General features: G+C 30.0%; 20 protein-coding genes. 2 read left to right on the forward strand and 18 right to left on the reverse strand.

The annotated features are described in order from the left end of the window. Window positions 1-6: 6 nt before the first annotated feature. The 17 genes from argS to cetC form a co-directional block, all read right to left on the reverse strand. Window positions 7-1599 carry an arginine--tRNA ligase gene (gene argS, locus H2280_RS00965; protein WP_137623510.1) on the reverse strand — a complete coding sequence of 531 codons (1593 nt, stop codon included), beginning with the start codon at window positions 1597-1599 and terminating at the stop codon, window positions 7-9. Between the two features lie 9 nt (window positions 1600-1608). Beyond that, a complete protein-coding gene (locus H2280_RS00970; protein WP_337195317.1) occupies window positions 1609-1848 on the reverse strand; it encodes a Sec-independent protein translocase subunit TatA/TatB in 240 nt (79 codons plus the stop codon). 1 nt (window position 1849) lies between these two features. Beyond that, entirely contained in the window at window positions 1850-2467 is a 618-nt protein-coding gene (gmk, locus tag H2280_RS00975) for a guanylate kinase (protein WP_137623512.1), read from the reverse strand. A 3-nt stretch (window positions 2468-2470) separates the two neighbouring features. Further along, the gene (locus H2280_RS00980; protein WP_337215409.1) at window positions 2471-3961 is read right to left on the reverse strand and encodes a hypothetical protein; all 1491 of its coding nucleotides are present in this window, start codon (window positions 3959-3961) and stop codon (window positions 2471-2473) included. A 53-nt stretch (window positions 3962-4014) separates the two neighbouring features. Then, window positions 4015-4782 (reverse strand): flagellar biosynthetic protein FliR, encoded by a 768-nt coding sequence (gene fliR, locus H2280_RS00985; RefSeq protein WP_137623514.1) that lies wholly within the window; start codon window positions 4780-4782, stop codon window positions 4015-4017. Further along, the gene (locus tag H2280_RS00990; protein WP_137623515.1) at window positions 4769-5404 is read right to left on the reverse strand and encodes an ABC transporter ATP-binding protein; all 636 of its coding nucleotides are present in this window, start codon (window positions 5402-5404) and stop codon (window positions 4769-4771) included. Before H2280_RS00990 ends, fliR begins: the two co-directional genes overlap by 14 nt. 11 nt (window positions 5405-5415) lie before the next feature. Further along, window positions 5416-6489, reverse strand: coding sequence for a translation elongation factor Ts (gene tsf / locus H2280_RS00995; protein ID WP_337215410.1), 1074 nt, complete (start codon window positions 6487-6489; stop codon window positions 5416-5418). Beyond that, a complete protein-coding gene (rpsB, locus tag H2280_RS01000) occupies window positions 6489-7280 on the reverse strand; it encodes a 30S ribosomal protein S2 (RefSeq protein ID WP_137623517.1) in 792 nt (263 codons plus the stop codon). The genes tsf and rpsB overlap by 1 nt, the downstream gene beginning before the upstream one ends. A gap of 115 nt (window positions 7281-7395) precedes the next feature. Beyond that, window positions 7396-8559, reverse strand: coding sequence for an SAM-dependent methyltransferase (locus H2280_RS01005; protein ID WP_137623518.1), 1164 nt, complete (start codon window positions 8557-8559; stop codon window positions 7396-7398). 122 nt (window positions 8560-8681) lie between these two features. Then, window positions 8682-9794 carry a c-type cytochrome gene (locus tag H2280_RS01010; protein ID WP_337215411.1) on the reverse strand — a complete coding sequence of 371 codons (1113 nt, stop codon included), beginning with the start codon at window positions 9792-9794 and terminating at the stop codon, window positions 8682-8684. Further along, the gene (locus H2280_RS01015; protein ID WP_337195320.1) at window positions 9794-11041 is read right to left on the reverse strand and encodes a cytochrome b; all 1248 of its coding nucleotides are present in this window, start codon (window positions 11039-11041) and stop codon (window positions 9794-9796) included. Before H2280_RS01015 ends, H2280_RS01010 begins: the two co-directional genes overlap by 1 nt. A gap of 2 nt (window positions 11042-11043) precedes the next feature. Next, window positions 11044-11547, reverse strand: coding sequence for a ubiquinol-cytochrome c reductase iron-sulfur subunit (gene petA, locus H2280_RS01020; protein WP_137623521.1), 504 nt, complete (start codon window positions 11545-11547; stop codon window positions 11044-11046). A gap of 88 nt (window positions 11548-11635) precedes the next feature. Then, window positions 11636-12901 carry an arsenic transporter gene (locus H2280_RS01025; protein ID WP_337215412.1) on the reverse strand — a complete coding sequence of 422 codons (1266 nt, stop codon included), beginning with the start codon at window positions 12899-12901 and terminating at the stop codon, window positions 11636-11638. Further along, window positions 12901-14760 carry a tRNA uridine-5-carboxymethylaminomethyl(34) synthesis enzyme MnmG gene (gene mnmG / locus H2280_RS01030; protein WP_137623523.1) on the reverse strand — a complete coding sequence of 620 codons (1860 nt, stop codon included), beginning with the start codon at window positions 14758-14760 and terminating at the stop codon, window positions 12901-12903. The genes H2280_RS01025 and mnmG overlap by 1 nt, the downstream gene beginning before the upstream one ends. 97 nt (window positions 14761-14857) lie before the next feature. Further along, the gene (gene cetB, locus H2280_RS01035) at window positions 14858-15352 is read right to left on the reverse strand and encodes a bipartate energy taxis response protein CetB (protein ID WP_137623524.1); all 495 of its coding nucleotides are present in this window, start codon (window positions 15350-15352) and stop codon (window positions 14858-14860) included. Between the two features lie 10 nt (window positions 15353-15362). Continuing rightward, window positions 15363-16739 carry a bipartate energy taxis response protein CetA gene (gene cetA / locus H2280_RS01040; protein WP_337195323.1) on the reverse strand — a complete coding sequence of 459 codons (1377 nt, stop codon included), beginning with the start codon at window positions 16737-16739 and terminating at the stop codon, window positions 15363-15365. Window positions 16740-16873: 134 nt separating this feature from the next. Continuing rightward, on the reverse strand, window positions 16874-17368 hold the full coding sequence (gene cetC, locus H2280_RS01045; RefSeq protein ID WP_137623526.1) for an energy taxis response protein CetC: 495 nt from the start codon (window positions 17366-17368) through the stop codon (window positions 16874-16876). Between the two features lie 244 nt (window positions 17369-17612). Here cetC and H2280_RS01050 point away from each other — a divergent pair, with 244 nt between their 5' ends. Continuing rightward, a complete protein-coding gene (locus tag H2280_RS01050) occupies window positions 17613-18989 on the forward strand; it encodes a cation:dicarboxylate symporter family transporter (RefSeq protein ID WP_337195324.1) in 1377 nt (458 codons plus the stop codon). Here the strand turns inward: H2280_RS01050 and H2280_RS01055 are convergent. Next, window positions 18986-19765, reverse strand: coding sequence for an inverse autotransporter beta domain-containing protein (locus H2280_RS01055; RefSeq protein WP_337195325.1), 780 nt, complete (start codon window positions 19763-19765; stop codon window positions 18986-18988). The two genes, H2280_RS01050 and H2280_RS01055, sit on opposite strands and share 4 nt — an antisense overlap. Before the next feature lie 150 nt (window positions 19766-19915). On the opposite strand from H2280_RS01055, the gene H2280_RS01060 reads away from it, so the two are divergent. Next, on the forward strand, window positions 19916-21442 hold the full coding sequence (locus H2280_RS01060) for an inorganic phosphate transporter (RefSeq protein ID WP_137623529.1): 1527 nt from the start codon (window positions 19916-19918) through the stop codon (window positions 21440-21442). The last annotated feature ends 21 nt before the right edge of the window (window positions 21443-21463 follow it).

Here is a 21463-nt window from a genome sequence, read left to right on the forward strand (position 1 = left end):
ATGGATTTAATGATCCATTCTATTTTTTGCTTCAATCCCCATCAAAGCAAAAGCAGTTCTTATGCTTAAGGCAACCATAGCAAATAATTTTAATAAACTTTTCTCATTTTCAGTGCCCACTACTTTATTTTCATTGTAAAATTTATGAAAACTTGCTGCTAAATTTTTTAGATAATCTGGAATTTTTTGCAAAGATCGACTCTCAAAAGCATCATTTAAAATCGCTTTCAAATTTAAAGCTTCAAAAAGCAAATTAGTCCCATCTTGGTTTAAACTTTCCAAATCAGCCTCAATCACATCTGCGACGCTTTTATTTGCCTTTGCAAAAACTTGATGAATTCTTGCATGGGCATAATTGATATAAAAAACAGGATTGGAATTATCTTCCTTTTGTAGATCACTCACATCAAATTCTAAATGAGTATCACATCTTTTACTTAAGAATATATAACGCAATGCATCTGCGCCAATTTCATTTAAAACATCACTCATTAAGATGAAATTTCCTGCTCTTTTACTCATCTTGTAAGGCTCACCATCTTTAAGCAAGGAAACCATCTGTGCTAAAATGATTTCAAGATCATCTGGATTAAAACCTAAATAATCCATAGCAGCTTTCATTCTAGGAATGTATCCGTGATGATCAGCTCCCCAAATATTGATACACTTATCATAAGATCGACTCATTTTATCTTTATGATACACTATATCAGCAGCTAAATAAGTTCCACGACCATCCTCGCGGATAATCACACGATCTTTTTCATCTCCTTTTAAAGAAGAAGCTAACCAAATTTTTCCCTCTTTTTCATAAATACCTTGATGCTCTTTTAAGGCCTCTAAAGTCGCATTTAAAGCATCATAATAAGATCTTTCGCTTACATAATTATCGATTTTGATTTTTGCTTGATCTAAATTTTGCTTGATTAGAATCAGCATTTTATCTTTTGCCCAATCTGATAAAGAAGGGATATTTTCTTCTTTAAAGAATTCTTTTCCAAATTCTTTATAAGCCTCTTCAGCCAAATCGCTGATATAATCGCCCTTGTAATATTGCTCTGGATACTCTACTTCTTCTTTTAAAATTTTCTCTTTTACACTCAATAAAACAGAAAGTCCAAGAAGATAAATTTGATTTCCCGCATCATTGACATAATACTCTGTATCAAATTTATAACCTAAATGCCTTGCTACTCTCGCTAAAGTATCACCAAAGATAGCTCCTCTTGCATGGCCTATATGCAAAGGACCTGTAGGATTTGCACTCACGTATTCAAGTAAAAAAGTTTGAGTTTTACCCTCATCTTTGGCAAATTCATTTGGATTTTTTAAAGCTTGAGTTACAAGCTCATTTAAAAAGTTTTTTGAAATTCTAAAATTAAGATAACCATTGATGGCTTCAACTTTTTCAAAACAATGATGATTTTGAAATTTTTGTGCCAAATCATTAGCTATAATCATAGGAGATTTTTTTAACTCTTTAGCTAAAGAAAAAGCTAAAGGAGTGGCAAAATGTGCTAAGTTTTTATCCTTAGGATTTTCAAGAATAAAATCACATCCTAAAACTTTTTTAATTTCGTTAAAAATAATACTTTTCAAGAAAAAACCTTAAGCTTTTTTCGTTTCGTCTATATTTGCATCAATGCTTGTATTATTTTCTTTATTTTGCTTTTCTTCGATTTTTTGAGTATTTTTAGCTGTTTCATCATCGCTATTCATCTCATCTTTAAAGGTTTTTATACCCTTGCCTAAACCCTTTGCAAGTTCTGGAATTTTTTTCGCTCCAAAAAGCAATACAACAATTAATAAAATAATCAACCAATGACTAGGACTTGACCAACCACCCATTTTATTCTCCTTTATTCCAAGTATTTTGAATTTGATCTAGATCTTGCCCCTTTGTTCTTAACCTATGGGCGACTAAAATTGCTCGCAATGCTTCATAACTTTGATCGAGTTTATCATTGATGATCAAATAATCATACTCGCAAAGCTCTTTCATTTCATCGCTTGCATTCTCTAATCTTTTTTCTAGTTGTATTATTGTATCAGTATTTCGCTTAATAAGTCTTTTTTTTAATTCTTCTTTATCCTTTGTTGTGATAAAAACGGAAACAATTTTATCTTGCAACTTTTTTTTGGCTATTTTATATCCTTGCACATCTATATCAAGAACGACTATTTTTCCATTATTAAGCGCTTCTTGCGTGTATCGCAATGAAGTTCCATAAAAATTTTCATGCACCTTAGCCCATTCTAAAAAATAGTCATTTTTTATATCTTCTTGAAATTCTTCATGACTAACAAAATAATAATGCTCTCCGTGTCTTTCACCCTCTCTTGGAGATCTAGTTGTAGATGAAATTGAAAAATATAAATCTGACTTAAATTCTTCAAAAAGCTTTTTTAAAAGTGTGGATTTACCCGCTCCGCTAGGTCCTGACACTAATAAAATGAAATTTTTCAAATATTATTCCTCATTAAACGTAACATTAATGTTGATGTTCATATTCATACCCTTAAGAGCTGCTTTTAAGGTATTATCTTTAATACTTGAAGTAATCGCTCCTGCAATACTTTGACTCAATTCATTGACAATTTCTTCACTGTCCGTTTCTGACATCTTAGTATCTTGATCATTAGATGCTAATTCTTCGATCGTTTCTTCTTGCGTTATTGCTTCACCTAAAGCTTGTTGTATATCGCTTTCTTTAATACTATCTAATTCACTCACTGCTAAATTTGGAACCACGACTTCTTCCTCATCAATTTGTAATTCTTTTTCATCAAAAACAGGTTTGTCTTTAAAATCCTCTAAAATTTGAGGGCTATCATCTTCATCAATCTCATATTCAAGCTCATCAAGCTGGGCTAATTCTTCTTTTATCTGATCTTGAGTACTTAAATTTCCAAAATCATTGATTAAATCTTCTTCTGAAGTTTCTTCCTCTTCAATTACAGGTAAAATTTCCTCTTCTGATTCTTCTGCGTCTTCTTTGCTTTGTCCTAAAAATTCCGCATCTTCTGGAATATCATCAAAATCGACTTCTTTTTCTTGTTCTTCAACTATAGGCAATTCATCCTCAAAAGATTCTTCTTGAATATTGGTTTGTTCTGATTCTTCATCTAAATTTTCTTCTTGCGATGAAAGATCATCATCTTGTAAATTTTCATCATGATCTAAAATTTCATTATCATCAATGTCACTTTCTTCTGATGTCTTTTCTTCTTCATCTAGTTCATCGATATTTTCTTCGAGTTTAAAATCATTATCGATTTCTAACTCATCTTGATTTTCTTGCGATACTTGAGAATCCTCTTTAATCTCTTCTGTTTTTTCGCTTGATTCTGCAATTTCATTTTCTTCAAGATTTTCAAAATTTTCTAATTCTTCATTTGAAGAATTTTCTTGATCTTTAACTTCTTCAAGATCATCAAAATTTCCTAATTCTTCTTCGTTTATAGAATTTTCTTCCTTTGCTTCTTCAAGATTTAAATTTTCCTCACCTAAATTTTCCTCATCAAAATTCAAATCATCGATTTTAATTTCATCTTCACTAGATTCACTATGAGAATCTAAATTTAAATCGCCTATATCAAGTTCGTTTTTGCTAGTTTCATCATCAGAATCTTCAATAGCTGTTGTAGTAATGGTATCGTCGATTTTTAAATTTTCTCCATTTAATAAATTTAAAAAATCCGTAGGTAAAAAAGGCTTGTATAAAATTTGCGCATCAATATCAACATTTTGATTACGTGGTGCTAAAAATATCAATTTATCACATTTTTCTTTTAAAACCTTTAAGGGAGCTGGAATATCACTATCAACTACAATAACATCATAATGACCTAAATCTTCACTATAAGTATTAAGCTCTTCAAATTCATAAGACATTTTTTTAGCACTCAGACTTATCAATCTTGAAACTACAGAATTCTCATTTAAAAGTAAAATTTTCATCGCTTATCCTTAAAAATAATCACTATTCTACAAAATTTTCATTTATCCTTTGCTTAGACAAAAAAGAGAGTTTGCATATGAGTGATTGCTTCTAATATCAAATCCTTAAAATACTCCATCATCACAATTAAAATAACTATTAAAACAATAATCCCTAAAGCGATTTTAATAGGATAACCAATAACCAAAAGATTAAATTGTGGCATAGTTTTCATCAAAAGTCCAAAAATAGTATCAGTAAGCAAAGAAATTCCAAGTATAGGAAAACTCATGGTAAAACCTATAATAAAAATATTTAAAATACCCGAATTTAAATAATGCATTAAATTTTCTTGAGGATAAAAAGCCCCCAAATCAATATAACCCAAAGAATAACTTAAAAATAAAAGTATCAAATGATGTCCATTAAAAGCTAGAAAAAACAACAAAGCAATTAGATGCAAAATTTGAGATGTGATTGGCATATTTGTACCCGAGCTTGGATCTAAGACATTAGCCATTGTAAATCCCATGATAAAAGCGACTTGCTCACCAGCCATCATAATAATAGCAAAAATAATTTGCAGTATCAAACCTGCGATCATTCCAAAAATCACTTCGCTTAAAAGTTGGATCACAAAAAAAGCATCCAAATGCAAATTTTCAAGCTTTGCTAAAGGATATAAATACATAGTTAAAAATAAAGCTAAAGTTGTTTTAATAACTATAGGAATAGAATTATGAGAAAAAAAAGGAAAAAAAACTATAAGCCCACTCATTCTAGCAAAAAGAAGCATAAAAGTGGCTACATTTTTATCGCCTAGATAATTAACAAATTCCATTTGATTTTAAAGTATAAATTTGATCGCAAAATTTTGCAAGATTGTGATCATGAGTAACAAAAAATAAAGCCGCTTCATTTTCTTTAACATAACTAATTAAAAGTTCTATAACATTTTTAGCATTATCAAAATCTAAATTTCCAGTCGCTTCATCTGCAAAAATAATTTTAGGTTTTTTACAAAGCACTCTAGCTATGCTTACACGCTGTTGTTGCCCACCGCTTAATTTCCCTATTTTTTGATTTAAAAGCTTATCAATGCCTAGTTTTTCTAAAATTTTTTCATCCAATTTTTGGTGCGATAAAACACTAGCAAGTTCTATATTTTCTAAAGCAGAAAAACCCTTAAATAAATAATGTGTTTGAAAAATAATACCAAAATCATAACGACGAATTTTTAATCTTTCATTTTCATTTAAATGATAGAGGTTCTTATTTTTGTAAAAAACATCGCCTTTATTTGGCTGAAGTAAAGAAGAAAGGATATGCAAAAGAGTGGATTTTCCACAACCACTACTCCCCTCTATAGCAATACAATCTTGAGTTTTTAAAGTTAAATTTAAATTTTCAAAGAGCGGATAATCAAAGCTATGACTTAAATTCTCCGCTCTTAAAAGTTCCATTATAATCGCTTTTAAAGTTGCGCAGCTACTTCAGCAGCAAAATCTTCAGTTTTCTTTTCTAAACCTTCGCCAACCTCAAAACGGATAAATTCCACGATTTTAATTTTACCGCCTAATTCTTTTTCCTTTTCAGCGATAACTTGCTCTATAGTTTTTTTATCGTCCATAACATAAAATTGTCCCATTAGGGTTAATTTACTATCAAGTTGAGAATTATCCGCTATAAAGCTGTTCATTTTTCCAGGAATGATATTGTCCCAAATTTTTTCAGGTTTTCCTTGTGCTTTAAGCTCAGCTTTAATATCTTCTTCTGCTTGTTTTAAAATTTCTTCACTAAGTTGTTTTCTACTTGCAAATTTAGGTATTTTAAGCTCTGGCTTATTTGGATCTTTTAATCTGCGTCTTTCTTCATTTTCTTTTTCAAGTTCAGACACCAAAGCTTTATATTCACTCTCAACAAAAGAAAGATCTAATTCTTCATAACTTAAATAGCTTGGTTTCATCGCTGCTATATGCATACAAATTTGTTTTAAAAAATCTCTTGATTTAGAAGCGATTTCAGCACTATCACAAGCAGCAGCAATGATAACACCTATACGTCCATTTGTATGGATGTAACCATTAACAACGCCATTAGCACTTGATTTTAGAGTTGCAAATCTTCTTACAACCAAGTTTTCACCAATGGTTGCAATTTGACTTTTTAAATATTCTTCAAATTTTACCCCATTGATCATACTTGAATGAAGTTCTTCAACACTTTGTAAGCTATTGTTTTGAATATGTGCTGTTGTATCTTTAGTTAAAGAAATAAATTGATCATTCTTAGCTACAAAATCAGTTTCTGAATTGATCTCAGTGATGGTTACACTTGAAAAATCATCATTAACTTTAACACTCACTAAACCTTCAGCAGCAAGTCTATCAGCTTTTTTTGCAGCCTTGCCTAATCCTTTTTCTCTTAAAAGCTGAACTGCTTTGTCAAAATCTCCATCGGTTTCACTCAAAGCATTTTTACAATCCATCATCCCCGCGCCTGTACTTTCGCGGAGTTCTTTTACCATTGCAGCAGTAATTTCAGCCATTATTCTTGCTCCTCTTTAAAATCTTCTTCACTCATAGCTTCATCTAAAACTTCTTTTTTTTCTTCTTCTGTGATTTCTTGCTCTTGTGTAGCTGGAACTTCACCATCTTGTTCTCTTAAATTTTTTCCTTCATTGATAGCTTCAGCTATTTCTTGGCAGAAAAGTTGAACAGAACGAATTGCATCATCATTACCTGGAATAGGATAAGTTACTAAATCAGGATCACAATTTGTATCAAGAGGTGCTACAACAGGAATTCTTAATTTATTTGCTTCTTGAACAGCAATTTTTTCTTTAACTGTATCGATAACAAAAATCATATCTGGTTGAGTTTTTAAATGACGAATTCCTCCAAGATAAGCTAATAATTTTTCTTTTTTTCTTGTAAGCATCAAAGCTTCTTTTTTAGTTAAAAGTTTGATACTTCCATCTTCTTCCATTTTTTCTATAACTTCTAATTTTCTAATTGATTGACGAATAGTGCCAAAATTGGTCATCATACCGCCTAACCATCTGTGATTTACATAAGGCATACCGCATTTTTCAGCGTATTCTTTAATCGCTCCGCCGGCTTGTTTTTTTGTTCCAACAAAAAGTATAGTTTTTCCTTCAGCTGCAGCATCGCGAACGATATTGTAAGTGTATCTAAAATATCTCAAAGTTTTTTGTAGATCTATAACATAGATACCTTTTCTTTCACCAAAAATAAATTTCTTCATTTTTGGATTCCATCTTCTTGTTTGATGTCCAAAATGAACACCGCATTCTAATAAATCTCTCATGCTAACCATGATTTCTCCTTATAAATTTAGCTTTATTCCTCCGCACCCCTTAACTAAACAAGCTAAAAAGGAAGTTGGTGCGTGCGAAATGAAGTTTCGATTTTACCAAAATTAAGTTTAGTTTTTACTTATAAATATACTCTTTGGTTAGGCTTAATTCATTATTGATTTCTTTTGTAATTAGAAATTGAAACAAATCCACACTGCCCACACGAAAAGCTGAAGCACAGGATCTTAGATATAAATCCCACATTCTGATAAATTTTTCATCATATTTTTCTCTCACTTGTGGCAAAACTTGATTGAAATTTTGACTCCACATATCTAAAGTTTTAGCATAATGTATTCTTAAACTTTCTGCTAAAAGAAGATGAAAATCCCATTCACTCATAATACTAATAACCTCTCTTAAAGAAGGTAAATATCCCCCTGGGAAAATATATTGATCAATCCAAGCATTAGTTTTTCCCTCAAACATAGATAAAATAGAATGCAAAAGCATCATTCCCCCTGGTTTCAACACTTGTTTAACTTTCATAAAATAAAGCCCTAAGTTTTCTTTACCTACATGCTCAAACATACCCACAGAGACAACCTTATCGAAATAATTTTCAAATTCTAAATCTTGGTAGTTTTGCAATCTTATTTCAACTTTATCTTCAAGATTAAATTCTTTCACTCTTTCTTTTGCTTTTTTATATTGCTCTTCAGAAATTGTAACTCCAACAACATTAACACCATATTGCTGTGCAGCCATAATGGAAAGCCATCCCCAACCACAACCTATATCTAAAAGCTTTTCTCCTTTTTTTAAATCAAGTTTTTTTAAAGTATGATTGATTTTGTTAATTTGTGCTTGATAAAGAGTATCATTTGGATTTTTAAAATAGGCACAAGAATAACTCATAGTTTCATCAAGCCATAATTTATAAAAGTCATTTCCCAAATCATAGTGGCTTTTGATATTTTTGCTCTCTTGTTTTTGTGTAATTTTGCTTAAAGCATCTTCCTTATTTTTTAAAAAATGTTTATTTGAAAAATAATATAATACCCTAGCTATCTCATCATAATTTCCTTCTATATCAAGCTTAGATTCCATATAATGTTTTGCAAAAACTAAACTTGTATCGTTAAATAAATCAAATAAAGGTATTTTCTCTTTAAAAATTAAGGTAAATTGAGAAGGTTTTTTTCCAATGATCAATTCCTCGTTATCCCAAAATATAACTTTAAAATCACCATAATTCCATTTTGAAAGAATCTTTTTAATTAATTTTTTTTCAAACATAAATACTCCAATTTAATAAAAATTATTAAACAGCAGTATTTCTCTTTTAAGTTTAAAATCTAATAAAATTGAAGATAAATTAAAAGATTTTCATCAAAGCCTGATGAAAATCTAAAAAAGGTTTAATGAAGTTTAGACCAAACTGAACGTTTCCAGCCTATAGCAAATACGCTTAAAATCGCGAAGAATATCATGATATAAATTCCTGTTTTTTCTCTTTCTTCTTTTTTGCTATCACCTACTTTTTCAATATAAGAAATAACCTTCGCTTGAGCAGATTCTGTTAAACCAACTCTTGGCATAGCAGTTCCTGGAAGTAGTTTTTGGGTATCATTGATAAAGTCGTGTAGATATTGCTCCCCACGAGATCTAATCATCATAGAAAGATCAGGCGGTATTGAGCCTAAATAAGTTTTCAAATCACTATGTTTTGAAGGAGTGAAGAAATTGTCATATTTTACATCATGACAACGACCACAAGCTTCTATAAAAGTAGCCTTATCTTTAGCAAATGCAATGTCTTTATCTATTAAAGCAGTTTTTTCAGGACTATTTGCTATTTTTTGATATTTAGCTTCTATTTCTTTTTTAATTGCAGCATTTTCATTGGCTTCAAATTTAGTTCCCATTTCTTTAAGATAAGCAACCACATTAGCCACATTAGCATTCATAACTTCTGGAGTATCTTGATAAGGAGGCATTGGGAAGGCATCTCCAAATTTATGATATACCTTTAAAGTTACAGATGGATTCATCACCAAAGCTGCTAAAAATTTATCATCAAAAATAGCCCCAGCAGAACTTAAATCAGGAGGAATAACTCCAAAAGTAGACGAATCAGCAACTGGTGATGTGATATTGTCTTCTTTTAAGCCATGACAACCTGCACAATTTCCAGCAAAAAATTCTTTACCCTTAGCCGCATTACCTTTGCTAAGATCTATTTTTGCAACATTATCCCAAAGAGTTGTAACTTGATTTAAATCCTCTTTTGCTTTGTCAAGTTCTTTTTGAGCACTTTCTATTCTTTTAGCATCATTTGCCTTTTTAGCATCATTTAAAGCTGTTTCTTTTTGAGCTAAAATATTCTTAGCATAATTGATATCTTCTGCAGAAAAATCAAAATTAGCAGGAGCAACATGCGGTTTCATTACAGAATGAGCATAAGGTTCAACACCCCAATACACAATTCCTGCAAAAATTACTACTATTAAAAATATTTTAATTTCTCTCATTATCTAGCTCCTTTTCTTTCCATAATAGTAATTATAGGTAAGATGACTAGAAGTAATAATAAAAATACAACAGAAGCATAAAATCCTACCCAAGCATTTACACCCGTTGGAGGCAACTTGCCATAAATAGTCAAGACGATCATATCTACAAGTAAAATCCAAAACCAAATAAAAAATAAAGGTCTTTCATGAGCTGGTTTTACCACTTCACTTCTATCAAGCCAAGGAAGTAGGAAAAAGATCACTTGAGCCACACCAAAAGCCGCTAAACCGATACTAAAAGCTTTGATACCTGCTATATCAAAGAAAAATCCTCTTAAAACCTCATAACTCCATAAGAAATACCATTCTGGATAAATATGAGGTGGAGTTTTAAGCGCATCCGCTGGATCAAAATTGATAGGATCCATAGCAAATTCGAATTTAAAACAAACCAAATAAAAAAAGAAAATCATGAATAAACAAATATACATAAAGTCTTTAGATAAAAATCCTGGCCAAAAAGGAATTACTTTTGAATTTTTAGTATCGCCTGCCATATATTTTTCAGCTTCTAAATCAAAATCTAATTCTTCAGAAATTTCATTATTTACATGTGGAATTCTTAAAGAATAAAAATGGAAAGCAATGATTGAAATAATCACAATAGGAAGCAAACATACATGAAGCATAAAAAATCTTGTTAAAGTTGGATCAGAAACAGCATAATCCCCACGAATCCAAATTACAAGTTCAGGACCTATAAAAGGAATTCCTCCAAAAAGATTAGTGATAACTTGTGCAGCCCAATAACTCATTTGTCCCCAAGGAAGCATATAACCACTAAAAGCTTCAGCTGAAAATACAACAAAAAGAAGCATACCGCTTACCCAAATCATCTCTCTGCCACGTTTATAAGAACCATAATAAATTCCAGTAAACATATGAATATAAATGATTAAAAAGATTACAGAAGCAGCTACACCGTGCATATGACGCCATAACCAACCATAATCAACCTCTTGCATAATTGTTTTATTTACACTATTAAAAGCAAGAGCAGTATCAGGCTTATAATACATTACAAGTAAAAGACCTGTTACAAAAAGTACTGCAAAAAGCGTTGTTAAAATAACACCCATCGCCCAAAGAAAATTAATTTGTTTTGGGATCCAGTATTTTGCCATCAAAACATCAAATAATTTATTGACAGCTAATCTCTGATCAAGCCAATCTATTAAGCCATTTGCTTTTCTAATATGTGCCATAATTAAGCCTCCTTGGTCATTTGTTTATATTCTGGACCCTCTTCGCCTAAAACAAGTTTAGTTCCTTCAATTTTAAAAGGAGGGATATCAAGAGGTCTTGGAGGAGGTCCAAAGATATTTTTTCCACTTGTATCGAATTCCCCACCATGACAAGCACATTTAAAAATTTGCTCACTTGGATGATATGCAGGAATACAGCCTAAATGGGTACAAAGTCCTATAACAACAGTATATGCCGCATTATCAACAACAACATCACGCTTTGGATCTTTCGCCATACTAGCATCTTTTTTTAAAATAAAAATAGGTTTTTTTCTCCACTCTATCGTCCTAAGCTCTCCGGCTTGCATTCCTGATAAATCTACTGTAGTAAAACCTGCAGCTTTAACACTTGGAAGTGGATCCCAAGTTTTTTTCATTGCAACAAGCGAAAAAACACCGCCTACAGCAGCTACGGTTCCAAATGCAACTCCCATAAAGCTTCTTCTGCTTTCAGATGTAGCCATAACTCGTCCTTTCATTTTTATTTAAACAAATCATTAGTTTATCTAAAATAAAATAAATTTTTTCTTTGCTTATTAATCTCTTGTTTACTTATTTCAAAATAAGCCCCAAAAAAGAGAAAAAAAGAACAGGCAAAGTGATAAAAAAGCTAAATTTGCAATACTTTAAAAAAGAAATTTTAATACCTCTTTTTGCCAAAAGTTCTAACCAAAATAAAGTTGCTAAAGATCCTATAGGGGTAAGCTTTGAACCGATATTAACTCCTAAAAGATGTGCATATACCATATCTTTTGGAAAATCTTTCAATGCTAAATCACCGATTAAAGTCATAGGTAAATTATTAAAAATTGAAGATAATAAAGCTGAAATAAAACCTGTGCCAAAAATAGAATTGATTTCATTGTATTTCAAATTCTGATATAAATTGGATAAAATTTCACCTACTCCACATTTATGCAAAGCAAAAACAACGATATAAAGTCCAAAGCTAAAAATAAAAATACCCCAAGGCGCATGTTTAATTACTCTTAAAGCCTCTCTTTTTTTAATCCTATAAGCTATAAACCAAAAAAACAAAGATTCGCATAAAGCGATCAAGCTTTTATCCCATTGATATATTTGAGCGATAAAAAAACTAAGTACAAATAAAATCAAATAACAAATACAAAAAAGAAAAAAAGAAGTAGAAAATTTTACCTCTTTGGATAGTTTTATTTCAAGATAGCATGGTAGGGATCTTAAAAAAACAAAACAAACAATAAAAAGGGTAGAAAATAAAACAAACAAACTTGGTAAAAACATATTTTTTGCAAATTCTAAAAAATCAAGATTAAAATAATTAGCCGTGATTAAATTAGTTAAATTAGAAATAACCAAAGTATTAGAACTTGCATCACATAAAAAAGAAACACTCAATAAAAAAGTATTTATAATGATACTATCTTTTAAATTTTTAAAAGTGCTAAAAATCGCAATAACAATAGGAGTGATGATCAAAATAGCACCATCATTTCCTAAAAAGGCAGTGATAAAAAATACAAAAACAAGTAAAAAAAGCATTAATTTCTTAGTCGAAATTTTTTCATTTTTATTTTTAGAATAATCCAAAATTTTTCTAGCTATGAAGTCAAAAAAACCTAAAATTTCCAAAGCAAAAGAAAGTATCATGAGTGCTAAAAGGGTTAAAGAACTTCCCCAAACAAGATCAAAAATAAAAACAATATCATTCCAATTTACAAGTTTAAAAAAATAAACAAAAAAAGCCCCGATTAAAGAAATTATCCATAAAGATAAATTCCAAGGCCTTAAAAAAATAAAAACTAAAGTGATTAAAAAAAATAAAACCGCAAGAAACATTAATTTTGTTTCTTTTGGATTTTTATATAAATTTGTAAAATATCTAAAGCCGCAGGAGTGATACCGCTAATCTGACTAGCAGCAAACAAGGTTAAGGGTCTATTAAGTTCAAGTTTTTCAATTACCTCATTGCTTAAACCACTCACACTTTTAAAATCAAAATCTTTAGGAATACGCATATCAATTAAATTTTTCATTTTTTCAACTTGTGCTTTTTGCATGATGATATAATGATAATATTTAGCTTCATTTAAAATTTCTCTTAAGGAATATTCATCCATAGTTTCAAAAATAGGATCTAGTTTTTTTAATTTTTCTATATTAAAGCTAGATCGTGCAACTATTTTTTGCAAATTAACAATAGAACTGATTTTTTCTTCACCCAAATGAGTCAAAAATTCATTATTTTGATTATTAGGTGTCAATTCTTTTTCCAAAAGAAATTTCAATCCTTTATCTAAATTTTCTTTAATATTTTCAATGAATTTATAATCCTCATCCCCTAAAAGTCCAAATTCCTTACCATATTTTCCAAGTCTAATTATGGCATTTTCTTCTCTTAAAAGTAATCTAAATTCAGCCCTTGAGGTAAACATTCTATAAGGTTCTTTTGTTCCTTTAACTACTAAATCATCGATTAAAACGCCTATATAAGCCTCATCTCGTCTTAAAATAAATGGTTCTTTTTCATCAAGAGCTAAAACAGCATTAATACCTGCCATAAAGCCTTGTGCTGCCGCTTCTTCATAACCTGTCGTTCCATTAATCTGTCCAGCGCAATAAAGATTTTTAATCTTTTTAGTTTCTAAAGTATGGTAAAGTTCTGTTGGATCAATATAATCATACTCGATTGCATAACCAAAACGTGTAATTTTAGCTTTTTCAAATCCTTTTATAGAAGAAAGCATTTCTTGTTGAACTTCGTAAGGTAAAGAAGTAGAAAATCCATTGATATAATACTCAGTAGCATCAATGGTTTGAGGTTCTATAAAAAGATGATGGCTTTCTTTCTCTGCAAAACGATTGATTTTATCTTCTATAGATGGACAATATCTTGGCCCCACTCCTTCAATTTGTCCCGTAAAAAGTGGAGCACGATAAAAATTATTTTTAATAATTTCATGAGTTTTTAAATTGGTTCTTGCTATATAACATGGTAATTGAGTGGGATTAAAATCTCTAGTTTTAAAACTAAAAGCCTTAGGGTTTTCATCTCCGTATTGAATTTCAAGGGCATTAAAATCGATAGTTTTTGCATCCACTCTAGGACAAGTTCCTGTTTTTAAACGTCCCATTTTCAAATTAGTATGAGATAAATTTTTTCCTAATTTTACAGAAGCAAGTTCTCCAACCCTCCCTGCTTCAAGTTTATTTTCTCCTATATGAATAAGTCCATTTAAAAAAGTTCCTGTTGTTAAAATAATTTTTTGAGCTTTGTATTCATTATTTAAGTTAGTTTTTACTCCAATAACTCTATCTTTGTCAAATATCAACTCGCAAACTTGTTCTTGTGAAATTTCTAAATTTTCAAGCTTTAAAAGTTTGTTACGTGCAACAATACGGTATTTATCCATATCAATTTGTGCTCTACTGCCCCTTACTGCTACACCTTTGCTTTCATTTAAAATACGAAATTGTATGCCTGCGCTATCGGTAATTTCACCCATTAAACCACCCATGGCATCAAGTTCTTTAACCAAATGTCCCTTAGCAAGTCCTCCAATAGCGGGGTTGCAACTTGCCGCACCGATTTGTTCTATAAGGGTTGTTAAAAGTAAAGTTTTTTTGCCCATTTTAGCAGCAACAGCACTCGCTTCGATACCAGCATGTCCGCCACCTATGACAATAATATCGAACATATTTTTTCCTATAATAAATGAAGTTTTTTAAAAACAATGAATAGAGATTATATAACATCAAGACTTAAAACAAAGATTGTTTTAAGTCTATAAATTTTTATTTGTCTTCTTGAAGAGAGAATATTAATTCATTGTAGCTTTTACCCATGCTTTTACAGAAATCTTTTAACATTTCCACACCTTTATGAATGCTCTGTTTTTCAGCTCTTAATAAGTCGTTGTAAAGATTTTCTATAGTTTCTAACGCTTTACGATTTGGCATACGCCTAACAGAATAATATCCGATAATATTATTTCTAGTATCTAAAGAAGGTGTTACATTAGCAAAAACCCAATAATAATCATTATTTTTAGTTTTATTCTTTACATAAGCGAAGATTTCTTTGCCTTCTTTCATGTAATCCCATAAAAATTTGAAAACAGTTTTTGGCATATCTTGATGTCTTACTATATTATGCGGTTGATATAATACTTCTTTCATGGTATAATCCGCATATTTTAAAAAATCATCATTTGCATAAACTATTAAACCTTTTAAATCTGTTTTTGAAGTTATCAAACTATCTTTTTGTAAAAAAATTTCTTTTGACATTTAAACTTCCTTAAATTTTTAATTTATCTAAAATCTCAGTACTTTTGTGTTCTAAAACTTTTATATCATTGACAATAGTATCATATACTCTTTGATCAATATAACTTGCTTTTGATTCCTCTATAGCTTTTTTCGCATTTGATTTGATTAGTTGCTTCGTAGAATCTAATTCTTCATCCGATACAAAATGATTGATAATATTTTTGATTCTATCATCAAGACATAAATTAGAAATTGGATCCACGCTAGATAAATCAAATTCTTGTGCTCCATTGAGATTTAAATATATATTTGATTTATATAAAATATGATCAAGTTTTATAACTGATAATGCTAATCTATTAGCAAGTTCTGAAAAATCTTTACCCAAAGTAGAACTATTTTCCTCTAAGCCTCTAAAAGCTTGAGAGAATTTTTGGATTCTTTCTTCTGATTGGCTTACGATATTAAAAACTTGCTCACTGCCATTTTGAATATTGATAAAATCTTGTTGCATAGTTTGAATTGCTATAGAAATTTCACTTGTAGATCTTTGAGTTCTTTCGGCTAATTTTCTAACTTCATCAGCAACCACCGCAAATCCTCGCCCATGCTCTCCTGCACGTGCGGCTTCTATTGCTGCATTGAGTGCAAGTAAATTTGTTTGATCAGCAATATCTCTAATTACCTCAACTACAGAAGTAATATTTTGAGAATTAGCAACAAAAGTTTGAACGGTTTCTTTGCTTGAATTAACCACTTCCATTAAAGAAGCCATAGCATTTTGTAAAGAATCAACCTCGCTACCATTTTCTGTTGCTGTATGAGTGATAGAATTAACCACATCATGCACATCTTTCATAACATCAATATCTTTATTTAAAGAGACTGAAATTTGTGACATATCTTTATTTTGATTTCCAAGGCTAAGATCCATCAAAGCTCTTGATAAAGCATTTTTAAAGACAGATTTTGAAGTATTTTCCACATTAGCTAAAGCTTTATTGATAAATTCAATATTATGAGCAAAAATACCCTTAAGACCTTCAGGTAAAGCTTTACGATAAAATTCTCCTTTTTGCGAACAAGCTATAGAAGTGCTGATCTCTCTTAAATAAGCTTCAAGATTGTCTAAAGTATTATTAAGATTATCTGAAATTTCTGCGAATTTTTGACTTTTGGTTTTTATATAAACAACCCTATTTTCGAAATTTCCTTCTCTTAACTCCTTGCAAAGATCATATAGCTTATCTATCATTATTTGTTCATCTTTGTAATATATAAAAAGATAAATCATAAGCGCAATAGCAAGTAATATAATCACTGCTCCAACATAAGCATGAACAAAAATCGTTCCAAAGATACTTAAAATACCCAGAAAAATAGCCAAAAATAATCCATTTTTCATTGAATTAGGTCTCCCTTTCTTACAATAAATATTTATTTTTTATGATTTTAAATCAAAAAAAAGATAGAACTAACCTTTGTAAGATAAATTACAAAGATCTGATATATTCTACAATTATTAATATTAATTTGTCTTTAAATTTCATGCTGTAAATTAAAAATAAGTTCATTATAACTTATTTTATAAGAATTAACAATTTCCATTAAAGCTTTTACACCTGCTTGAATTCCACCTTTTTGTTCTTTTTCTCTTAAAATTTTATAAATTTCTTCTATCATAGGTAAAATTTTACGATTTGGAGCTCTGCGAACTGAATAATAATTAATAATATTACCATGTATGCCATAAGAAGGAGTTACATTAGTAAAAACCCAATAATACCTTCCATCTTTAGCTTTATTTTTAACAAAAGCAAAAATTTCATCGCCTCTTTGTATATAGTCCCATAGACATTTAAATACTGTTCTTGGCATATCTTCATGTCTTACGATACTATGGGGTCGATTTAATAACTCATCAATTGTATATCCTGCATATTTAGCAAAATCATTATTTGCATAAATAATATTCCCTCTAAGATCTGTTTTTGAAGTAATTAAAGCATTATTATCTACTATTATTTCTTCCATGACCCTAAACTCTTTCTATCACTTTTAAAAAACTTAAAAACAGCATTGGGATTTTAAAATAACCACCAAAGCATTATTTAATCTATGCTAACATAAATATATTTAATTTATTATAAAATGAGAAATTACGTAACATTGTAACCCAAATGATTTTTTATAAAAGCCAAGAATTAAAATATTTAATTTCTATTTTATTCTTTGTTTGTTAAGATGTTACCAATTGAAATAAAATTAAGGAGTTTTTTTGGAAACTTTAAGTCAAACTTTTGCAGAGATAAAACCTCCCTTATACAAAAGAATCCTAAAAAGTTTAGGTTTTTGGGTAATTATAGGAATTATTGCCGGTGTTACACTTGGATATATTGATAAAGAATGGGCAATTGCAAGTAAGCCAGGTGTGGAATATTTTATAAAATCTTTAAAAGTTTTAATTGGACCTATTATATTTGTAACTTTAGTTTTAGGAATTATTAGCCTTGAAAGCTTAAAAAAGGTTGGAAGTATAGGAGCTAAGGCTGTGATATATTTTGAAGTTGTAAGCACCTTGGCTTTAGCTATAGGTATTTTTATGGCTAATGTAATGCAACCAGGCCACGGGATGAATCTAAATCCGGATCAATTAGATACTCAAAGTGTGCAAAAATATATTTCACAAACAACAGAAATTAGCGCTGGTTCAGAGATTATGCATATTTTAAAAGATGCTATGCCAACCGATATTATTACTCCTTTTACCGAAGGAAAAACCATACAAGTTTTAGTGATTGCTATTGTTACGGCTTTAATTATTTCTTTAATGAGAACAGAAGATAAACAAGCCATTCAAAGAGTTTTAGAAGTTCTTCAAAATTTTGTTTTTAAAATTCTACAAATTATAATGTATTTTAGCCCTATTGCCGCTTTTTCAGCTATGGCTGTTTTAATTGCACAATATGGCATTGGTTCTTTGATTAACCTTGCTTATTTGCTTTTAGTTATGCTAATTTCTTGTTTAGTATTTATATTTGGTATTTTAGGAATAATTTGTTATTTTGCTAAGGTTAATATATTTAAATTTATGAGATTTATAGCTCGTGAAGTTTTAATCGTCTTTGCAACAAGTTCAAGCGAATCTGCACTCGCTCCTTTGATGAGAAAATTAGAAAAAGCGGGTCTTTCTAAAGCTACCGTTGGACTTGTTTTACCAACAGGCTATAGTTTTAATCTTGATTGCACTAATATTTATCTAGCTATGAGTTTGATTTTTTTAGCACAGGCCTTCAATGTTAATCTAAGTCTAGCACATGAAATCAGTATTTTAATCGTTCTTATGATAGCCTCAAAAGGTGCTGTTGGAGTAACAGGATCAGGATTTATAGTTTTAGGTAGCACCCTAGCTGCTTTAGGAAATATGGAAATATCTGAAGCAAATGCTACCTTAGCAGAAGTTCTACCTGTTGCAGCCATAGGAATACTTCTAGGCGTTGATAAATTTATGTCAGAAATGAGAGCTGTGGGAAATCTTTGTGGAAATAGCGTTGCAGCCTTAATTGTTTCCATTTGGGATAAACAAATTGATTGGGAAAAATTCCGTTATGCTATGGATAATCCGGAAAAATTCCATAATGCAGGGATGAATTAATAAATTCTCTCCAAGAAATCATAACGATTGATTTCTTGGAAAATATTATCTTGTTTATGAAGTTGTCTTGAGAAACTTTTATCAAAACTAAAATTAAATCCGATTTGAACTGCGATATCATTTTCATTTGTATTAGCATTAAAAATGCGACGAGATATATTCAAATTTAAAATACTATAAGGAGAATAAATTAACTGGTAATTAGTTTTTTCTTCATCTTTGATCACATCAAATGTAAATTTATTATAAGCAGGATCAATAAAACTAATTCCTAATTGAAAACTTTTATTAATTTCATCTAAAACATAATAATTACTATAAGCTTTAACAAAGTCACCATAACCAAATTCGGCTCCAAAACTTTTAGCATTTTTTTGCTCTTCTTGTTTATCTACAAACCCATTAAAACCAAATAAAAAATTATCTTTTTTATAACGATTGATTAAGCCGCTAGAATAATTATACCCATCTTGAGCGATAAAAAGTTCTTTTTGAAATAATAAGGAATCATTTTCTCCTTCGTAAATTGAACTTAAATTTTTAACGCGGATATTTTCATTTTGAAAATCTAAAACACCATCGGTTGTATCAATACCATTTTCATTTTCTAAAGTATTTGATAATAAACTATTTAAAGCTTTTTGAAAATCTAAATTTTCCTCTTGAATTTTAGGAGCCTTTTTAACAGCTTGAAAATCAAATTGATGCCATGAACAATTTGTTTCACTTGCATTAAGTAAAGAAAATAAGAGAAATATACAAAAAGCATTTTTCATTAAATCAGCTTTTCCTAACTACATATTTAAGTTTAAAAATATTATAAAAAAATAAAATAAATACTATATCAACTCAAGATAAAATATTTGCAATTTTAAAATTATAAGGTATAATTAAAAGCAAACTTAAAAATTTAAAAAAGGGTTTTTATGCAAAAAGATAATATTATAGCTTTTGTTATATTTATCATAAGCGTTGCGGCTTTTATTATTTGGGGGTTTGGTTATATATCTCAACACCAATTAATACTTTTTATACTCGCCTCGATTTTTGGTATATTTATGGCTTTCAATATTGGTGGTAATGATGTTGCTAACTCTTTTGGGACAAGCGTTGGAGCTAAAACAGTTACTATAAAACAAGCTCTTCTTATTGCTGCAGTTTTTGAATTAAGCGGAGCTATTTTTGCAGGTGCAGAGGTTACTCAAACCATACGTAGCGGGATTGTAGTTTTTCCTAAAGAATTTAATCCTATGCTTTTTGTTTCCATTATGCTAGCCGCTCTTCTTAGCTCTGGACTTTGGATCTTTATAGCCACTAAAAAAGGTTTGCCAGTATCAACCACGCATAGCATAGTAGGTGGAATTGTTGGCGCAAGTATCATGATGGGGCTTTTAAAATTCGATGGTTCTCAAACTCTTTCTATGGTTAAATGGAGTGAAATTGTAAGAATTGTTATATCTTGGATTGCCTCTCCTTTGCTTGGAGGATTGGTTGCTTATTTGATTTATTCTTACATTGATAAAAAAATACTCAAACCTTCTGAAAAACTAAGTGAAGATTTAAAAAATATAAAAAAAGAAAAAAGAAAATTTAAAGAAAATTATTTTCTAAATCTTAAAAATAAATCAACTGAAGAACAAATCAAAGAGCTCTCAGCAATTGCTCTAGATGATGAAGAGCAAGAAAATAATTTTTACAAAAATAAAATTAAAGAATTTAAAGAAAGAGAAAAGAATATAGATATATATTCTGTCTTAAAAACTCACATGCCTATAGTTGCATGTATCAGTGCAGCAATCATTGCAGCGATGTTTTTATTTAAAGGCTTGAATAATGTAAGTACTTTAGATATTTTACAAAATTTTTGGATTATGGGAATTTTAGGAATAATTAGCTATGTTATAACATTTGCTATTGTAAAAATTGTCAAGAAAAATGAGTTAAACAAAACAACCGATAGACTTTTTTCATGGTTTCAAATTTTTACCGCTTCAAGTTTTGCTTTCTCTCATGGAGCCAATGATATAGCTAATGCCATTGGGCCTTTTGCGGCAATTTTAGATGTTCTTAAAAATGCTACCATTAATGCTAATTCACCTATACCTTTTGCAGCAATGGCTATGTTTGGAGTTGCTTTAGTTGCTGGTCTTTGGTTTTTAGGAAAAGAAGTGATCGCTACAGTAGGATCAAAATTAGCCACCATTAAGCCAACTACAGGCTTTAGTGCAGAACTTGGTGCTAGTATCGTTATACTTTTAGCGACTCAATTTGGAATTCCGGTAAGTTCTACTCATATTTTAATTGGTGCGATCTTAGGCATTGGTGTGTATAATAAAAATGCAAATTGGGCTTTAATGAAACCGATAGGCTTAGCATGGATTATCACTTTACCGGCTGCAGGAATTATGGCTGCAATTATATTCTTAGGATTTAAATTTATTTTAGCAATTTAATAAATTGCTAAAATAAAAATT

The organism is Campylobacter sp. 2457A (genome assembly GCF_020135895.1).
Classification (GTDB): domain Bacteria; phylum Campylobacterota; class Campylobacteria; order Campylobacterales; family Campylobacteraceae; genus Campylobacter_D; species Campylobacter_D taeniopygiae.